The following is a 14,531-nucleotide window of genomic DNA, read 5'->3' on the forward strand; positions in this document are numbered from 1 at the left end:
GGGGGGCAACGAGGCGTGAACCGGAGCAGGACTGGTGAATGGAGCGAAGGCAAGAGTTCTGATCTGCGATGATGATCCCCTGTTGCTTGAACTGATGGAATTCAGGCTGAGGGCGAAGGGATACGAGGTCATCACGGCAGTGGACGGTGCCGAGGCACTGGCGAAGGCGGAACAGGACGGACCCGACATCATCGTGCTCGACGCGATGATGCCCAAGGCCGACGGCCTGGAGGTGCTGGCTCGCCTCAAGGGCGACCCGGTCCTGTCAGACACGCCGGTGGTGATGCTGACCGCCCGCAAGGCGGAACGGGACATCGTCTCGGCCCTCCAGAAGGGAGCCGACGACTATCTGGTAAAGCCATTCATTCCCGAGGAACTGCTGGCCCGGCTGGCGCGTCTGATCGCGCGCAAGAATGGGAAACGCTGATGCGGCGCAGCCGGCGCGCAGCCCTTGCCGCATGCCTGGCCCTGGCAATCGCGGCCACTCCCGGTGCGGTGCTGGCGCAGACTGTGGACGAGCTCTACACTTCTGCCGTGAAAGCCAGGCAGGCTCGGCATTTCGACGAGGCGGCGGATCTGCTTCGGCGCGCTCTCGCACTCAAACCCGACAATGCCGACGCCCTGGTTCAGCTCGGCTTCGCCGAACTCGGCCGCAACGATCTGGTGGCGGCGCGCGACGCCTTTTCCAAGGCGCTTTCCCTTGCTCCGACCTATCAAGATGCCAGCTTTGGCCTGGCCGAGATCGAGTTCCGTTCGGGCAATCTGGATGCCGCGCTGCCGCTCGCCGAATCGGTGGCGCGCGCCCAGCCCGGCAACACCGACGCCGCCGCGCTGGTAGAGAACATCCGCAAGGCCATAGAGGCCGCCGGCGGTGAGGCGAGGAAGGCGTCGGTGGCGGCCCCGGCGCCGAGGGTGAAACCACCCCTCCGGCGGCCCGATCCCGTCGCCGGCCTGATGGAGAAAGGTCGGCGGTTGCGAACAGCGGGAAAGCTGCCCGAAGCGGAGAAGGTCTATCGCCGCGCGCTTGGGCTGGCGCCGAAGAACACCGACATCTTGGTCGCTCTTGGCCTTACCGTGGGCTCCAGCCAGCGGTTCGACGAAGCCGGGCATTTCTTCGACCGGGCGCTGGTCATAAAGCCCGGCCTTCTCGACGCGCGGATCGGCAAGATCCGCCTGGCGATTTGGCGGGGCGACGTGCCGGGCGCCCGCGCGCTGGTCGATGGCGTGTTGGCCTCGTCGCCGGACAATGTGGAGGCGCTCGACCTCGATGCCAGGATCGCCGTGCTCGAAGCCGACTACACGCGGGCCGGGCAGTCGTTCCAGCGCGTGCTTGCGATCGATCCGCGCAATGCCGAGGCGCTGGTGGGGATCGGCGATGTGCGCCGCGCCCAAGGCGACGACGATGCGGCGCGGCAGGCCTACAGAGAGGCGCTCGCCATCGAGCCCGGCTCTTCCGACATCGAGCAAAGACTGGCCGTGCCGCCCCCGCGCAAATGGCGGCTCGACCTTGGCACCGAGGTGAGCGATCTCACCAACGGGCTGGGCGACTGGACCGACAGCTCGGCTGGCCTTGCTTATCGGCTGTCGCCGCGCACGACGATTTCGGGCCGCACCCGCGTGGCAACCCGCTTCGGCCGTACCGACGTTCAGATCGAGGGCCGCATCGACGAGGCCTTCTCGCCTGCCTTCTCCGCCTATGCGCTCGCCGCGGCGACGCCGGACGCCGATTTCCTGGCGCGCTATTCGATCGGCGCCGGCGCTTCCTTGCAGCTTATGGCGGCGGCGAAGGCGTTCGGCCCTTTGTCGCTCAACATCGACACACTCTACGACAATTTCACCGACACAAACGTCACCAGCGTCTCGCCCTGGGTCCAGGGCTATATCTTCGACGGCCGCCTGGGGCTTTCCGCCCGTTGGGTCCATGCGGCCGACAATATCGGCACGCGCGCGGACGGCTATGTGCTTAGGGCCGACCTTGCGATGACGCAGCGCTTCAACCTGTTCGGCGGCTATGCGGACGCCCCCGAAATCTCCGACGGCACGCTGGTGCCGACGCGCACAGTCTTCGGCGGCATCTCGTGGGATGTCAACGATCCGCTGACGCTCCGCGCCAGCATCGCACATGAGCAACGCCCGACATTTGACCGAAGCACATTCGGGCTCGGCCTGACCGCGCGGTTCTGATCATGTGGTACATCTGGGACCTTTCCATTTTGCTCAGCGCTCTTTCCCTGGTGATCATGCTGTTCCTGATCGCACGGCGGGTGCTGCAGGAACGCCGAGGCAGGGCGCAGATCGATCAGCGGCGCCAGCTTCACACAGCACTGATCGCCTTCACGGAAAACCGGGACCGCGAGGCCTTGAAGGTGGTGGTGCTCGCGGTGCCGGCGGGCGTGGCGATCAACGCCGGCTTCGAGTTCATTTCGCTGCTTCGCGGCGAGGAGTATGACGACGTCCTTGCTGCCTTCAACGAATGCGGCCTGCCGGCGCTTGTCGGCAAGCAGCTGGAAAAAGGCAATAGCGCCGAGCGCATGCACGCGGCCGAGATGCTTGCGGCGCTGCGTTCGGAAAACGCGGTGGCGAGCCTGCTTTCGGCGCTCGACGGTGACCGTTCGCGGGAGGTGAGGATCGCCGCCGCCATCGCGCTCTGCGATCTCGGCAGCCTGCCGCCGCTCGGTATCGCGCTGGGCAAGGTCGGCGTGGCGGGACAGCGCTCGCGGCGCCTGATCGAGCTGTTCAGGCGCTTTCCGCCGGCGCGCTTCGAGGAGCTCAGGGATCACGCCGCGCGCACGGACGCGGTGCCCTTCATCCGGGCGGCCGCGATCGACGCGCTGGCTCATGCCGCCGGGTTCCATTTCGCCGATTTCTTCGCCCGCGCCACCGGTGATCAATCGCCCGAGGTCGCCGCCGCGGCGCTGCGCGCGCTGGGCCTCACCGGGCACGCCGAGGCGCCTGCCATCTTGGCGAGCGCGATGGCCAATGGCGACTGGGATGTGCGCGCCGCCGCCGCCGATGCCGCCGGACGCCTGGGGCTCGCCGGGCTCGCCGCGCCGCTCTCTGCGCTGATGGACGATGAGGCATGGACCGTGCGCTATGCCGCCGCCAACGCGCTGCGCTCGTTTGGCCAGCCGGGAGAACGGCTGCTAAGCGACATCGCTGCGAGCGAGGTCTCGCGCAGCCAGCGCACTGCCTCGCTCATCCTTGCCGAGGGGCCGGCTGCATGATGTCCGACTGGAGCCACGAGATCGTTCTGGCCGCCTCCATCCTGTCCTGGTTCATCATCGCGGCGGGGCTGGCGCAGACGACGATCTATCTGTTGCAGCTCATTGTTGCCGCCTACGCGCTTTCCAGACGCCCGCCGGTCGCGCGCTCGGCTCTGCTGTGGCACCGCTATGGCGATGTCGCGCCGCCGATCGCACTCCTCGTACCCGCCTATAATGAGGAAGTGAACGTGGTCGAGAGCGTCCATTCGATGCTGGCGCTCGAGTATCCGAATTTCGAGGTAATCGTCATCAACGACGGCTCCAAGGATCAGACGCTGCAGCGCCTGATCGAGGCCTTCAAGCTGGTGAAATTCCGCCGGCCTTATGAGGAGGCGCTGGCGCACAAGCCGATCCGCGGCCTCTATTCCTCGCCAATGACCGAGCGGCTGTTCGTGGTCGACAAGGAAAACGGCGGCAAGGCCGATGCCCAGAATGCCGGCATCAATGTCTGCCGCGCGCCGCTTTTCTGCGTGATCGACGGCGATTCCATTCTCGAGCCCGATGCGCTGATGCGCGCCGCCCAGCCCTTCATCGACGACCCCGAGCGCACCATCGCCGTCGGCGGCACGATCCGCATCGCCAACGGATCGAGGATCGAAGCCGGCAGGGTGCGAGAGATCCACCTGCCCAACCGCTTGCTGCCGTTGCTCCAGGTTGTCGAATATCTAAGGGCCTTCCTCATGGCCCGGCTGGCCTGGAGCCGCATCAACACTCTGATGCTGGTGTCCGGCGCCTTCGGCATGTTCCGCCGCGCGGAGGTGGTGGCGGTGGGCGGCTTCACCAAGGGCTCGATGGGCGAGGACCTCGACCTCGTCATCAAGCTGCACCGCTACATGAGAGATGCCGGGCGCAAATATCGCATCCAGTTCATTCCGGAGCCGGTGTGCTGGACCGAGGCGCCGGAAACGCTCAGCGTGCTCGCACGGCAGCGCACGCGCTGGCAGCGCGGCGCGCTCGAGAGCTTCTTCCGCTATCGCGCCATGCTCTTTAACCCGCGCTATGGCCGCGTCGGCTTCCTGGGCTTCGGCCACATATTGATTGTCGACGTGCTGGGGCCGGTGGCGGAGGTGCTCGGCTACATCCTGATCCCGGCATTCTGGCTGCTCGGTATCCTGTCGGCCGAGTATCTGCTGGCCTTCACCTCGCTCATCTTCACCTATGGCGTCTGCGTCAGCGTGTGCTCGCTGGTCCTCGAAGAGGCCGAGTTGCAGCGTTTTCCGCGCGCCAGGGACCTGGCGGTGCTGACGGCGGTGGCAGTGATCGAGAATTTCGGCTACCGCCAGCTCAACAATTTCTGGCGCGTGAAGGGCTGGTGGCAATATCTGCGGGCCGACCAGAGCTGGGGCGAAATGACCAGGACTGGCCTGTCCAGCGCTAAGAAATAATGCCCGCTTCATTTCAGCGTTTGCTCAATCTCCGCGATGAGCGCATCGAGCGCGGCTTGGGCGGCTCCTTCGTTCGGCTGTTCGATTAGCAGCGTTTCCAGTGCCGACGCCCGCGCGCCGATATCCGGAAAGCCGAATGTCCCCGCCGCACCCGCCAGCGAGTGCGCGATCCTGACCAGCGGATCGCCCGCCCCGCGGGGCAAAGGACCGCCCTCACATGCGATGGCCTTCAGCTGCCCGAGCTGATCGGCGCACCGGGCAAGGAAGCGTTGCCGCAAGGGGGCGAAAGGATCGTTTGAGATGGGGTGGTGCTCCAGTGGGATGTCGAAAGTATTCAAGCAGAAAGCGGCGTAGGTTTGAACTGCCTGCTTCTCGCGCATGATTTCCCGCCCGAGGACTACCGCGATAGGCTGCTTTTGAGCCAAATGCGACTTCCGACAGACGGGCAATGGACGGCCGCTTTGCGCCCCATGTCGGTCGTGCCAGCTTGATCACCTACCAAAAGCGGACATCGCTAGGGCCGGGGTTGCGCCAGAACCGTCGTCAATGCTCAGAAATCGGCTTCCTTGAAGTATTTGGCCTTCAACCATGTGTTCGACGGTCCGCTCTTGTAGCTGCTGTCGGCGCGCTTCGAGATGATGCTCTTGAGCCCCACCTTCTCGATGGCACGAAAGATCGCCAGCGCACTGCTCTCGAAATGCTCGCTGTACTGGATCTTGCCGAGGCCGCGCTCAACCAGTTGCCATAGCGCCTGCTTGCGCTGCAGCAGGGGCAAGGAGACTAGATTGCGGCCGTCGAGATGGAGGATGTCGAACGCGACGAACGCGAGCCGGCTCGGTTCGTTCCAGATCGCGGCTTCCAGCGAAGGCCGATCGTGAGCGCTCTGTTCGTCTGGCACAATGACATCGCCGTCGATAATGGCAGCCCGGCATGGCAGCTCGACAGCCAGCGCGATGGGCCAATATTTGGTGGTCCAGTCACGGCCGTTCTTGCTGTAAAGGCGCACGCCGCCTTTATCGATGATGATCTGCGTTCGGTAGCCGTCAAGATTGACCTCGTGAACCCATCCCTCATCTCCGGGCGGCTCCTCGACCCGAGTCGGGATCTGCGGCGGAATGAACTCCAGCCGGCCGCCGGTCACCTTGGCACGCTTACTCAATGACGCCACCTTTGATCGCGCAGCGGCGGCTAATCGGCACAGGCAGCCCGACATCCCCCCAACATGGACGCCTGCCGCCTGTGCCGAGCCCCCGCCGAGCAATTTCTAGCATCTGCGCACCAGGCCGAATTGTCGTTACCTTCGCATCCAAATACTTGTCATGGAGTACATATCTCACTCGGTGCGGCACTCTTGTAGCACGCAGTCCGCAGGCTGATTTCGGGCGACCTGGTAAAGGTCCGTTGAGATTCAGGTCGGCCTGAGCCGAGAATGGTGGTTTCCGAGAACCGGAACGGAGCGTACGTTTAGCTATGTGAGTACAGGAAGCGCAGGAAGCCGCCGTTCGCAGGCCGGCCTCACCTGAACGTCGACAGACCTTAGTCCATCAAAAGCACCACGGCGGGATGCAGCTTCTTCAGATTCGGCAAGGATTTCGATTGCCAGGGTATGTCGGGCGTTCCACGCACGACGAACCGGACACCGGGATGCTTGCGCACCTCGATGGTAAATTTCGCCAGCAGGTTGATGCCAGAAGAGTTGAGAAAGTGAAGGTCCTTTAAGTTGAGCGTCATCGAAGAGGGATTTGCGGCAAGAACACTGGTCGCCAAGGCCATGATAGGCGCGCCGGCTTCGGAACTGGCAAGCCGCATGACACCGTCGAAAAAAATATCGCTTCCTTCAATCCACACGCGGTAGTCGTCTGTTTTGATTTCCATAGCCTGGCTTCGCCTCATCTAGTTATGAGTTTGCGAGATCGGAATGGAGGCATATGTCTCCAGGCAAATCCGATCGCTTTCGTCGGCGGTGCTGAATATCCAAGCCATCCGTGCGCCATAGTCGCTCATCAACGTCAGCAATCCGAGTCCGGAGCCTGCCATGTCGGGGTTCGCGGCATTCGCTTCAATTCGCTGTATCAGCAGGTCCTTGGGGTCGCCGACCGTGATGTTCGCCAGGAGACTTTGGAACTCGGACGCGTCATCACCATCGACGTCATTCAACACCTTGAGTTTGAAGTACTCCGAATCCATCGATGCCTCGATCACGATCTCACCCGGTGCGCGAAACTTGACGGCATTTTCGATGAGCTCGTTGACCAGATATCCGATGCTATGGCGCACTTCCCTGTAGTCATTGCGGGACGACTGAAAGCGCAGCGCGAAAAGATCGGCGAAGAAGTCCGAGGTCGTGGCACAATGACGCCAACTCAAGTCGAGTGGTCCGTCGAACAGCCGCACACGACTGACACCTTCCATCGTGCCGATAGCAAGCTCAGGGGTGCCGAACAGCGTGGTCATGCCTATGTATGCCTTATGATTACGAGGGTGATGTCGTCGTGGATCTTCTGGATTCCGATATGGGCCATCAGATCCTCGACGATCCCGGTTTTGATGTCCTCTGCGCTCCTGCCTTGACGTTTTCGTGCGCTCTGGCAAAGGCGCTCGAACCCGAACAGCCTTCTGTCCTGGTCTTCCGCCTCGGTCACACCGTCGGTGTGCAGCACGATCACGTCGCCGCTCCCGAACTTGATGTCATACGTGTCAATGAAGGGCGAGATGTCACTCTCCAGACCAACCGGCAGACCCAGATCAAGCGTGTCGATACGTTCGACTTCCCCGCCCGCACGGACGACAAGAACGTCCTCATGTTGGCCAGATAGCGTTACCCGTCCATCCTCAAAGTCAAGGAAGGCCAGCGAGAGATGCTTGTCGGTGTTCGTCCGCTCAATGTTCTTGTAGATCGCTCTGTTCAACCGATCCAGAAACCGGTGCGGATCCGCTTCGTTGGTCTCCTGCAGCGCGCGTGCGACGGATTGGACCATCAGCATCAGCACGCCGCTTTCGAGACCATGACCAGTCACGTCGCCAATGCCGACCTTGACCCGTGAACCGTTCTGCAGAACGTCGTAGTAGTCCCCGCCGACCTCGTCTGCCGGCCGCATATACGCTGCGATCTCCAGCCCCGGAATCGCTTGGAGTTCGACTGGTTTCGGCAGGACCATCATCTGGATTCGTCTGGCAACCGCGAGTTCGGCACCGAGGCGGACGTTCTCGTCCCGCAACTTTTCGTTGAGTGCGGAAATCTCCTGATTGGCGTCCCCGAGTTCCTTGGTTCGTTCGTCGACGAGTTGCTCGAGGTTTTCAGTGTGAAAGCTGATCTCCTCAGCCATCCGGTTGAAAGCAATCCCCGCCGCTCCAACCTCGTCGCGCGTTGGAATGCTCACGCGCACCGAATAATCTTTGGACTGGAGCTTCTGGGCGGCACTGGCAAGCGCCCTGAGGCCCGCCGTGATCCGCTTCGAAATTCCGAGCACGGCTGCAAAGACAATCAGAAGCGAAACGGTGATCGCCGCGATCTGAAACAGCAGGATGCGATTGGTTGCGCGCGAAATGCTCTCCTGCGCGGCGAACAGGGATGCATAGATCTCCCGTTCGGGAACGACGATCCCGACCGACATCGTCTCGGACGTGACCGGTCCCGAACTCCATAGATTGGTCGGCTTCAATCTCTTGAGGACAACGATGTAGGGAACGTGTTCGCCCTTGTTGTCGAGCATGATGTGCTGGATGACACCGTCATTGTTCTGGTCGAGAGGCAGCGACGCGATAGCCGGCTGCGTACTTCCCCGCAGAGACCTTTCCAAACCGGTGACGCCCTGCGTGCCGGCATCGCTCGATGAAGTCAGGCCGATGATCGCCTGGCCAGACGAATTGATCGCCACCACATTGCCAGTCGACATCGTGAGAAAGCCGAATCCGGTTTGAGCGATCTTCACCCTTTCGACGACTTCCGCGAGCTGATCGAGCGTAATGTCTGCCCCAGCCGTGCCGGCGATACCGGTGCGATCAAGTGTCCACAGCGGGTGGAAAAAGCTGACGATCAGCTTTCCCGTGATCGCATCGGTGTAAGGCGCTGTCTGGGTAATATCGTCAGGGACCGGACGTGAGGCTGGGTTCTTGGCCCATTGCTGCCATGAGCCATAGATTCCCGGAAAGAAGAACTCCCAGAACTCCGCCTTGTTGTGGCCCGGATAGAGCTTGTCGAAGGTCTGTGCCTGGTTCGTATATGGCACCGTCCTGAAGATCGGCCGTTCTTTTGGGCCAATATAGTACATCTGCAGCTTGGACGCCCCGCTGGCCATGAGGGTCGGCGCGACGAGATCGATCACGGTACTGTCTTCTATTTCCTTTTGAACGCCCGGCAGCGGACTGTGGTCGGCGCCGAGTAGGTAGCCCCAGACGCTTATCACGGAAGGCGAGCCCGGCAGATTCTGCGCCCAATTGCCCTGCGGGTCGTAGACGATCTTCACGGAGCCGGGCGCCTGATGCGAAAGCGTCGCTCCGACCTGTTGCTGCCTGCTCGGATCGTCGATCTGGGCCTGCAGCACGCCGGCCAGCGCCTTGACGTCCCCATGAACCCGATCGAGCAACAGGTCGACGCTCAACGCCGTCGACTCGGCATAGGAACGAATGTATTCCTGGTTTGCGGTCGTCAGGCCCTCACCGACTTCCGATGTGGCGTCGCGCGACAGCTTTTGAACGTTCCAAAGCGCCAGGCCGCCGCTCAGCAGGAGGTCGAACAGTACGGCGCCGCCGACGACCAACACGAATTTCGCTCGAAAGGAACGCAGGCCGAAGCGTGGTGTTGGCTCATTGTCGGCTTTCATTGTGGCCGTTGCCCCGATGCGACCCAGATCGGCCAACCCGCGTAACCCTTGGGGTGGAGTGCAGCGAAAATGTGGTCCTGGAAGCCCTGCCGGAAGCGTGCGATGAACTCCGGTCCGTCGCCGCGTCGGGTCGCCATCTCGCCCGCATAGACATCCGCCCAGGCCACAATGACATCGGCAAAGTCCTGCGGATCGCCGTCAAGGTTAGTGACCATGAAGGACTCCACACGTATATCTTCGAACCCGGCTTCGACCAGGTATCTTCGACTCTTGGGCCCGAGCTCGACGTCCATCTCGAAATGCCCGAACAGCTTCGCCACCTCGTTATAGGTCCAACGAATGCTTTCGGAGCGCGGCTCGCCGAGGCAATGCGAATTCTTCTCGTTGGTAATGTAGACCCGCCCGCCTGGCTTGCATATGCGGTAGAGCTCCTTGAGGATGAGTTCAGGCCGATTGAAGATTTGAAGGGAATGCCGGCAGGTGACCAGGTCGAACTGCGCCTCGTCGAGCAGCATCTCCGACGCATCGCCATAGGTATACTCGATGCCCCGGATATCGAACTCCTTCATCACTCGTCGAGCATAGCTGAGGCTTGACATGGAGTGGTCGAGGGCGACGATCCGCGACGGCTGGAACTCCTTCTGCACGAGCACGGCGAAATCGCCGATCCCGCAACAGATGTCGGCCATGACGATCCCGGGCCTCATCCCGTGTCGCGGCAAGATTGCGCGCTCGTGGCGCCATGTCATCTTTGTCTGTGTGCGCAGGATCGGAACGAACCCGCCTTCTTCAAGGAAACCCTGCCCCGGATAGAATTGACTGTCATACTCCTCGACCGTGATGTTCGGTTCGATTCCGCTCAAGCGACCGAATTTTCGCGAGGTCCATCCGACCACGCTTGACGTGATGACGACGAATTTGAGCTCAGGTCGAGCGCGGCAGGCATCGATGATGATCCTCGAAAAGGCGTGAAACGCAGCGCTGTTCATCTGCGTCAGGCGTCTGACATTGACATAGAGAACGCCGCGCACACGACCGATCGCATCGCGAAGCAATGCTATGCTGGGGCCAAGCTCATCGATTGCCTGAGGCCGGACCACCCCCGATATGGAGAACTCCTGGTTGTTCGCGTCGTATTGCGCCTTGAAGCGCGGGAGAAGGTCGTACGGGCCCAATTTTACAGGCCCTCAAGCGGAAGATCCACGACAAGCTTGATTGCATCGCCGTCGGCTTCCTCGACCCAGAGTGTCGCGTTGTAGTCGACAGCCAGTTCCAGGAGTACGATCTCCCGGCTGGGCGCAAGATCCCCGGACACCGAGTTAAGGTATCGCTCCTTGGCCTCGAATCCTGCCACTTGCGACAGGGCCTCTTGGTAGAATTGGCGCTCCCCTGGCAGGCAAGGGAATGTCAGCTCGATCCTGTCCGTAGCGCCATGGCGAGACACCTTGCATGCCAATTCGCCGTCGGCAAGGCGCGTACGAAAGGCGACTTCCAGCAGTTCGTTAAAGGCGGAGGAAAAGAGATTTGAATGCCGGACCGAGTCTGATCTGTTTTGGCTGATCATCCGCGCCATGTATGTCGAGACATAGTCGCAGTGTCTCCAAGCGGAGACGAAAGCCTTGATTTCCATGTCGACCTGGATCATGGGCTCGAAGGTCGGCTCGCCAGCCAGGTCATGTTGAACAGGTCCCATCGGCATATTCCCTTGTTCAGTCGATATGAGCCCTGGTGGAGCGATGACCTCCGCGATGGAAAATTTCACCGCGCCCATCGTGCGTCAGTCTCGCACCGACCCGTAGAATTGTGCGGTATCTGCCTCGATCGTTTCTACAAATCTCCATTTCACCGTTAACAAAGGGTGCAAGGCGCTAGACCGCCCGATTTGCCTCCATCGCGCGTACCACCCTCAACGGGGACCGCCTGATGAAATCGCTGGTTGCCTCGGCTCCGAGCGGACGACCCAGGAAATTGCCTTGCAGGCAATCGCAGTTCTCCTTGATCAGCCACCGTGCCTGTACCGGCGTCTCGACCCCCTCGGCGGTGACGCTTATTCCCAGGCCGTGCGCCAGACTTATGATCGATCGGACGATCGTCTGGCTCTTGAGATCCGTCTCTAGGTCTGCAATGAAGTATTGGTCTATCTTCAAGGTGTCGAATGGAAAGTTCTTGAGGTAACTCAACGACGAATAGTATGTTCCGAAATCGTCGAGCGAAATTCGTATTCCTAAGACGTTCAGAGTATTTAATGTGTCGATATTGTCGATCGTCTTCTCAAGAAGAACCGTCTCGGTTATCTCAAGTTCAAGTCTGTCGGCCCGGATTCCAACTGCGTCGATGATCTGAGCGACCGTGTCCGTCAGCGTGCCGCTAAGGAACTGAGCCGGCGAGAGGTTGACTGCGACTGTCAGCGAGGAAGGCCAGGTTAATGCCTGGCGACAGGCTTCCTCGAGCACCCATCGTCCAATCTGGTCCATCAGCCCGTCGGCCTCGGCGATCGGTATGAACACGCTGGGAGGAATGATTCCGACCTCGGGGTGTCGCCACCGCAACAGCGCTTCGAAACCGATCACCGACGCGGGAGGGCGAATGAGCGGCTGATACTCCAGATAAAGCTCGCCCCGCTCCAGTGCGGTTCGAAGGCTGCGCCTCAGATTCTCGCGTTGCTCGAGCAAGAGCAGCATCGAACGGTTGAATGTTCGAGCGCAGCCACGTCCATCGGTCTTGGCTGCGTAAAGAGCAATGTCAGCGGCTTTCATCAACTGCTCGCCATCGGTCCCGTGTTCCGGCCCGAAAGCAATTCCGATGCTCGAGCCGACGAAGACGGGGATGCCGTTGATGACGAAGGGGGTCTTGAAGGCGTCGACCAGCGATCCGGCGAGGCGCTCAGCCTCTGCGGGCTGCTCCCTTCCCAATTGGATGACAGCGAACTCATCGCCGGCATATCGGTACGCGGATTCGCCGTCCTGCAGCGCGTCGCGGATACGACCCGCAGCCAGCTGCAGAAGCGTGTCGCCCGCTCCATGGCCGAGCGTATCGTTGACCGATTTGAAATCGTCAAGGTCGATCTGCAGCAGGGCGGCTTTCGGCTTTGGCTCACCGAGCGCCGCCAGTGCCTGCTGCAGCTGCTCGCCGAATCGCCGCCGATTCTGCAGTCCAGTCAGCACGTCGTGCGTCGCCAGATGGAGCAGAATTCCACGCTCCTGCTCCTCCGCCGCGCTTCGCCCGCCATGCTTCCTTGTTTCGATGATCCCCACACCATTTGCGGTGCCGAAGACGAAAACGGACCGGAGCGCTTCGCCCGATGATGGCGGCAAGTCGATGCTTGCCGGAGAGCCGCCCTGGAACACCCGAAGAAATTCGTCGCGGCACCTCGCATCGAGGAAGCTCGGGTAGATCGCCCAGATGGCGGCGCCCGTCGACACCACGCCTCCGTATACGCCTTTGAGCGTGGTCGCGTAGTGCGTCAGACAGAAGTCGCGGTCATAGAACGACAAAAGTTCAGTCGTGTTCGCCAAAAGGTCGGCGAGAAGCGCTTCGCCGGGACGCGGAGCATCGCTTGAGGAAGGCCCCCCACTCTCTGAGCCGACGCCTGATGCCTCTGGGTGCAAGAACCACCTCCATAGGCGGTGCGAATCCACGTCCCCCAATTTAGAAATAGCATAACTACCAGACTTGGCAAACTTTCAACTTGCAGTCTTAACAAGTGCGGATGCGGCGTAGTTGCAATGCATGTTCCGCTGCGGTTGGCGGCGACAACGATGAACAGTCCCAGTTGGTCGATAAATCGAAAATTGGCGGGAATTGGCTATATGATTGACGGCGTGCTGGACGCGACATGAAATATTCTGGGCCATGAGGCGGCATGGCCCGCCCCGTGTTGATCTCGCCCCATCTCGATCTTCGCCGGTCCTGCACTCAGCTTCCGAGCGCTTTGAGCCAACCTTCAAAGGAAGAGGTCTTCTCGCGTTCAGCAAGCGAAACAGAGTGGGCGGGGCGCGGCAACACCATGGTACTGCGGCCTTCTCGGGGGCTGTAGCCGAATTCCTTGCTGAATGCCCGGCTGAAATTAGCCGCTGAACTAAACCCGAAGGTCTCGGCAATATCAACAATTCGCCGGCTGTCCGTCGGATCGCTGAGCGCAACATGGGCTGCCAGAAGTCGGCGACTTTGTATGTAATGGAGAACGCCACCGCTCGGTTCGAACAATTGATAGAGACGGGAGCGTGATACCCCGAGAGCCCGGCACATTGTATCCGGCGTCAGATGAGCCGCATCCAGATTGTTTTGGACGTATCGACGCGCTCGCTCCATCAGCGCGACACTCGCCAATTGTTCCGCGGCGGCAGCATGTTCCGCCGGAGGCGCGAGGCAGGCAATGATCATGCTGCGTGCTGCGTGTACGATGCGGGGCAGATCTTCAGCCGTGAGACTGGGTAGCCTTGCTTCGACGCTATTGACATAGTCGACCAAGAGGTCGGCAAAGTTGCCGGACAGAATTGAATTGTTCTTCGCGTCGAGGGTTGACGCCGCATCAGAGAACAAATCGCGCGGCAGATAGAGAAAGAGACTTTCCGAGTCCGTTACCCTCCCTCGAAACGGGTAGCCAAGCGATCTGATCTCCAATTTGCCTGACTGGGTCTCGGCAACGCGGCGATCGACCTCCGTCCACGACCGGCCAGTACGTGGCAAGACCATATACCAATGATCAATCGAACTGGATCGGAGCTTGGCGGCGGAGCGTATGTAGCTATGTGCCGGCGCGCGCTGCTGAACGATCAGCATTCCACCGAGATTCCAAGCTGTGTGGGAGGCTGGAAAGCCATCGTCCGGCGATTTGTCATCCGGCAATCTGACATCGACAAGCGGCGCCATATGCACTTGCCAAGCCGCGAATTGATCGCGTGGCGCCAGTTCGAGCGTTGAAAAGGACAGAGGTTCGAGCACCGGCACGAGCGATGGAGCGGCCTCATCGTGGGGTTGGCCTTCGCGCGGCCAACGTCGCCTGTCACGGTCCCGCGGCTGCCTCGCTGGGGCCTCGTCTTGCCTCTTAGTGTGCATCG

At 61.1% G+C, this 14,531-nt stretch carries 13 protein-coding genes; 4 read left to right on the top strand and 9 right to left on the bottom strand.

Annotation, left to right across the window (positions count from 1 at the left end; translation table 11 throughout):
- Positions 1–34 precede the first annotated feature (34 nt).
- From ACWGS8_RS30580 to ACWGS8_RS30595, 4 genes are read left to right on the top strand one after another with little or no spacing between them, the layout of a single operon-like run.
- Positions 35–427 (top strand): response regulator transcription factor, encoded by a 393-nt coding sequence (locus tag ACWGS8_RS30580; protein WP_454584428.1) that lies wholly within the window; start codon positions 35–37, stop codon positions 425–427.
- On the top strand, positions 427–2,184 hold the full coding sequence (locus ACWGS8_RS30585; protein ID WP_454584429.1) for a YaiO family outer membrane beta-barrel protein: 1,758 nt from the start codon (positions 427–429) through the stop codon (positions 2,182–2,184). The genes ACWGS8_RS30580 and ACWGS8_RS30585 overlap by 1 nt, the downstream gene beginning before the upstream one ends.
- 2 nt (positions 2,185–2,186) lie before the next feature.
- The gene (locus tag ACWGS8_RS30590; RefSeq protein WP_454584430.1) at positions 2,187–3,224 is read left to right on the top strand and encodes a HEAT repeat domain-containing protein; all 1,038 of its coding nucleotides are present in this window, start codon (positions 2,187–2,189) and stop codon (positions 3,222–3,224) included.
- Positions 3,221–4,648 carry a glycosyltransferase family 2 protein gene (locus ACWGS8_RS30595; RefSeq protein WP_454584431.1) on the top strand — a complete coding sequence of 476 codons (1,428 nt, stop codon included), beginning with the start codon at positions 3,221–3,223 and terminating at the stop codon, positions 4,646–4,648. The genes ACWGS8_RS30590 and ACWGS8_RS30595 overlap by 4 nt, the downstream gene beginning before the upstream one ends.
- A gap of 8 nt (positions 4,649–4,656) precedes the next feature.
- Here the strand turns inward: ACWGS8_RS30595 and ACWGS8_RS30600 are convergent, their stop codons facing one another.
- From ACWGS8_RS30600 to ACWGS8_RS30640, 9 genes are all read right to left on the bottom strand, one after another.
- Positions 4,657–5,028, bottom strand: coding sequence for an Hpt domain-containing protein (locus tag ACWGS8_RS30600; RefSeq protein WP_454584432.1), 372 nt, complete (start codon positions 5,026–5,028; stop codon positions 4,657–4,659).
- A gap of 170 nt (positions 5,029–5,198) precedes the next feature.
- Positions 5,199–5,909 carry an ATP-dependent DNA ligase gene (locus ACWGS8_RS30605; protein WP_454584433.1) on the bottom strand — a complete coding sequence of 237 codons (711 nt, stop codon included), beginning with the start codon at positions 5,907–5,909 and terminating at the stop codon, positions 5,199–5,201.
- A gap of 275 nt (positions 5,910–6,184) precedes the next feature.
- Positions 6,185–6,523: a slr1659 superfamily regulator gene (locus ACWGS8_RS30610; RefSeq protein WP_454584434.1), complete on the bottom strand. Its 339-nt coding sequence runs from the start codon at positions 6,521–6,523 to the stop codon at positions 6,185–6,187.
- Positions 6,524–6,541: 18 nt separating this feature from the next.
- Positions 6,542–7,102, bottom strand: a complete 561-nt coding sequence (locus ACWGS8_RS30615; protein WP_454584435.1) for a slr1658 superfamily regulator — start codon at positions 7,100–7,102, stop codon at positions 6,542–6,544.
- A 2-nt stretch (positions 7,103–7,104) separates the two neighbouring features.
- Entirely contained in the window at positions 7,105–9,471 is a 2,367-nt protein-coding gene (locus tag ACWGS8_RS30620; RefSeq protein ID WP_454584436.1) for a SpoIIE family protein phosphatase, read from the bottom strand.
- Complete coding sequence (locus tag ACWGS8_RS30625) at positions 9,468–10,646, bottom strand: methyltransferase domain-containing protein (protein ID WP_454584437.1); 1,179 nt, start codon at positions 10,644–10,646, stop codon at positions 9,468–9,470. The genes ACWGS8_RS30620 and ACWGS8_RS30625 overlap by 4 nt, the downstream gene beginning before the upstream one ends.
- A 2-nt stretch (positions 10,647–10,648) precedes the next feature.
- On the bottom strand, positions 10,649–11,164 hold the full coding sequence (locus ACWGS8_RS30630; protein WP_454584475.1) for a ubiquinone biosynthesis methyltransferase UbiE: 516 nt from the start codon (positions 11,162–11,164) through the stop codon (positions 10,649–10,651).
- 175 nt (positions 11,165–11,339) lie between these two features.
- A complete protein-coding gene (locus ACWGS8_RS30635; RefSeq protein WP_454584476.1) occupies positions 11,340–12,986 on the bottom strand; it encodes a putative bifunctional diguanylate cyclase/phosphodiesterase in 1,647 nt (548 codons plus the stop codon).
- Between the two features lie 400 nt (positions 12,987–13,386).
- Positions 13,387–14,529, bottom strand: a complete 1,143-nt coding sequence (locus ACWGS8_RS30640; RefSeq protein WP_454584438.1) for a helix-turn-helix domain-containing protein — start codon at positions 14,527–14,529, stop codon at positions 13,387–13,389.
- Positions 14,530–14,531 lie beyond the last annotated feature (2 nt).

It is taken from the genome of Mesorhizobium sp. 43Arga, from assembly GCF_053714255.1.

Coding starts and splice junctions, on each gene's coding strand:
- ACWGS8_RS30585 (WP_454584429.1), top strand. CDS start 427: ATGCGGCGCAGCCGGCGCGCAGCCCTTGCCGCATGCCTGGCCCTGGCA.
- ACWGS8_RS30590 (WP_454584430.1), top strand. CDS start 2,187: ATGTGGTACATCTGGGACCTTTCCATTTTGCTCAGCGCTCTTTCCCTG.
- ACWGS8_RS30595 (WP_454584431.1), top strand. CDS start 3,221: ATGATGTCCGACTGGAGCCACGAGATCGTTCTGGCCGCCTCCATCCTG.
- ACWGS8_RS30600 (WP_454584432.1), bottom strand. CDS start 5,028: ATGCGCGAGAAGCAGGCAGTTCAAACCTACGCCGCTTTCTGCTTGAAT.
- ACWGS8_RS30610 (WP_454584434.1), bottom strand. CDS start 6,523: ATGGAAATCAAAACAGACGACTACCGCGTGTGGATTGAAGGAAGCGAT.
- ACWGS8_RS30615 (WP_454584435.1), bottom strand. CDS start 7,102: ATGACCACGCTGTTCGGCACCCCTGAGCTTGCTATCGGCACGATGGAA.
- ACWGS8_RS30620 (WP_454584436.1), bottom strand. CDS start 9,471: ATGAAAGCCGACAATGAGCCAACACCACGCTTCGGCCTGCGTTCCTTT.
- ACWGS8_RS30630 (WP_454584475.1), bottom strand. CDS start 11,164: ATGGGACCTGTTCAACATGACCTGGCTGGCGAGCCGACCTTCGAGCCC.
- ACWGS8_RS30640 (WP_454584438.1), bottom strand. CDS start 14,529: ATGCACACTAAGAGGCAAGACGAGGCCCCAGCGAGGCAGCCGCGGGAC.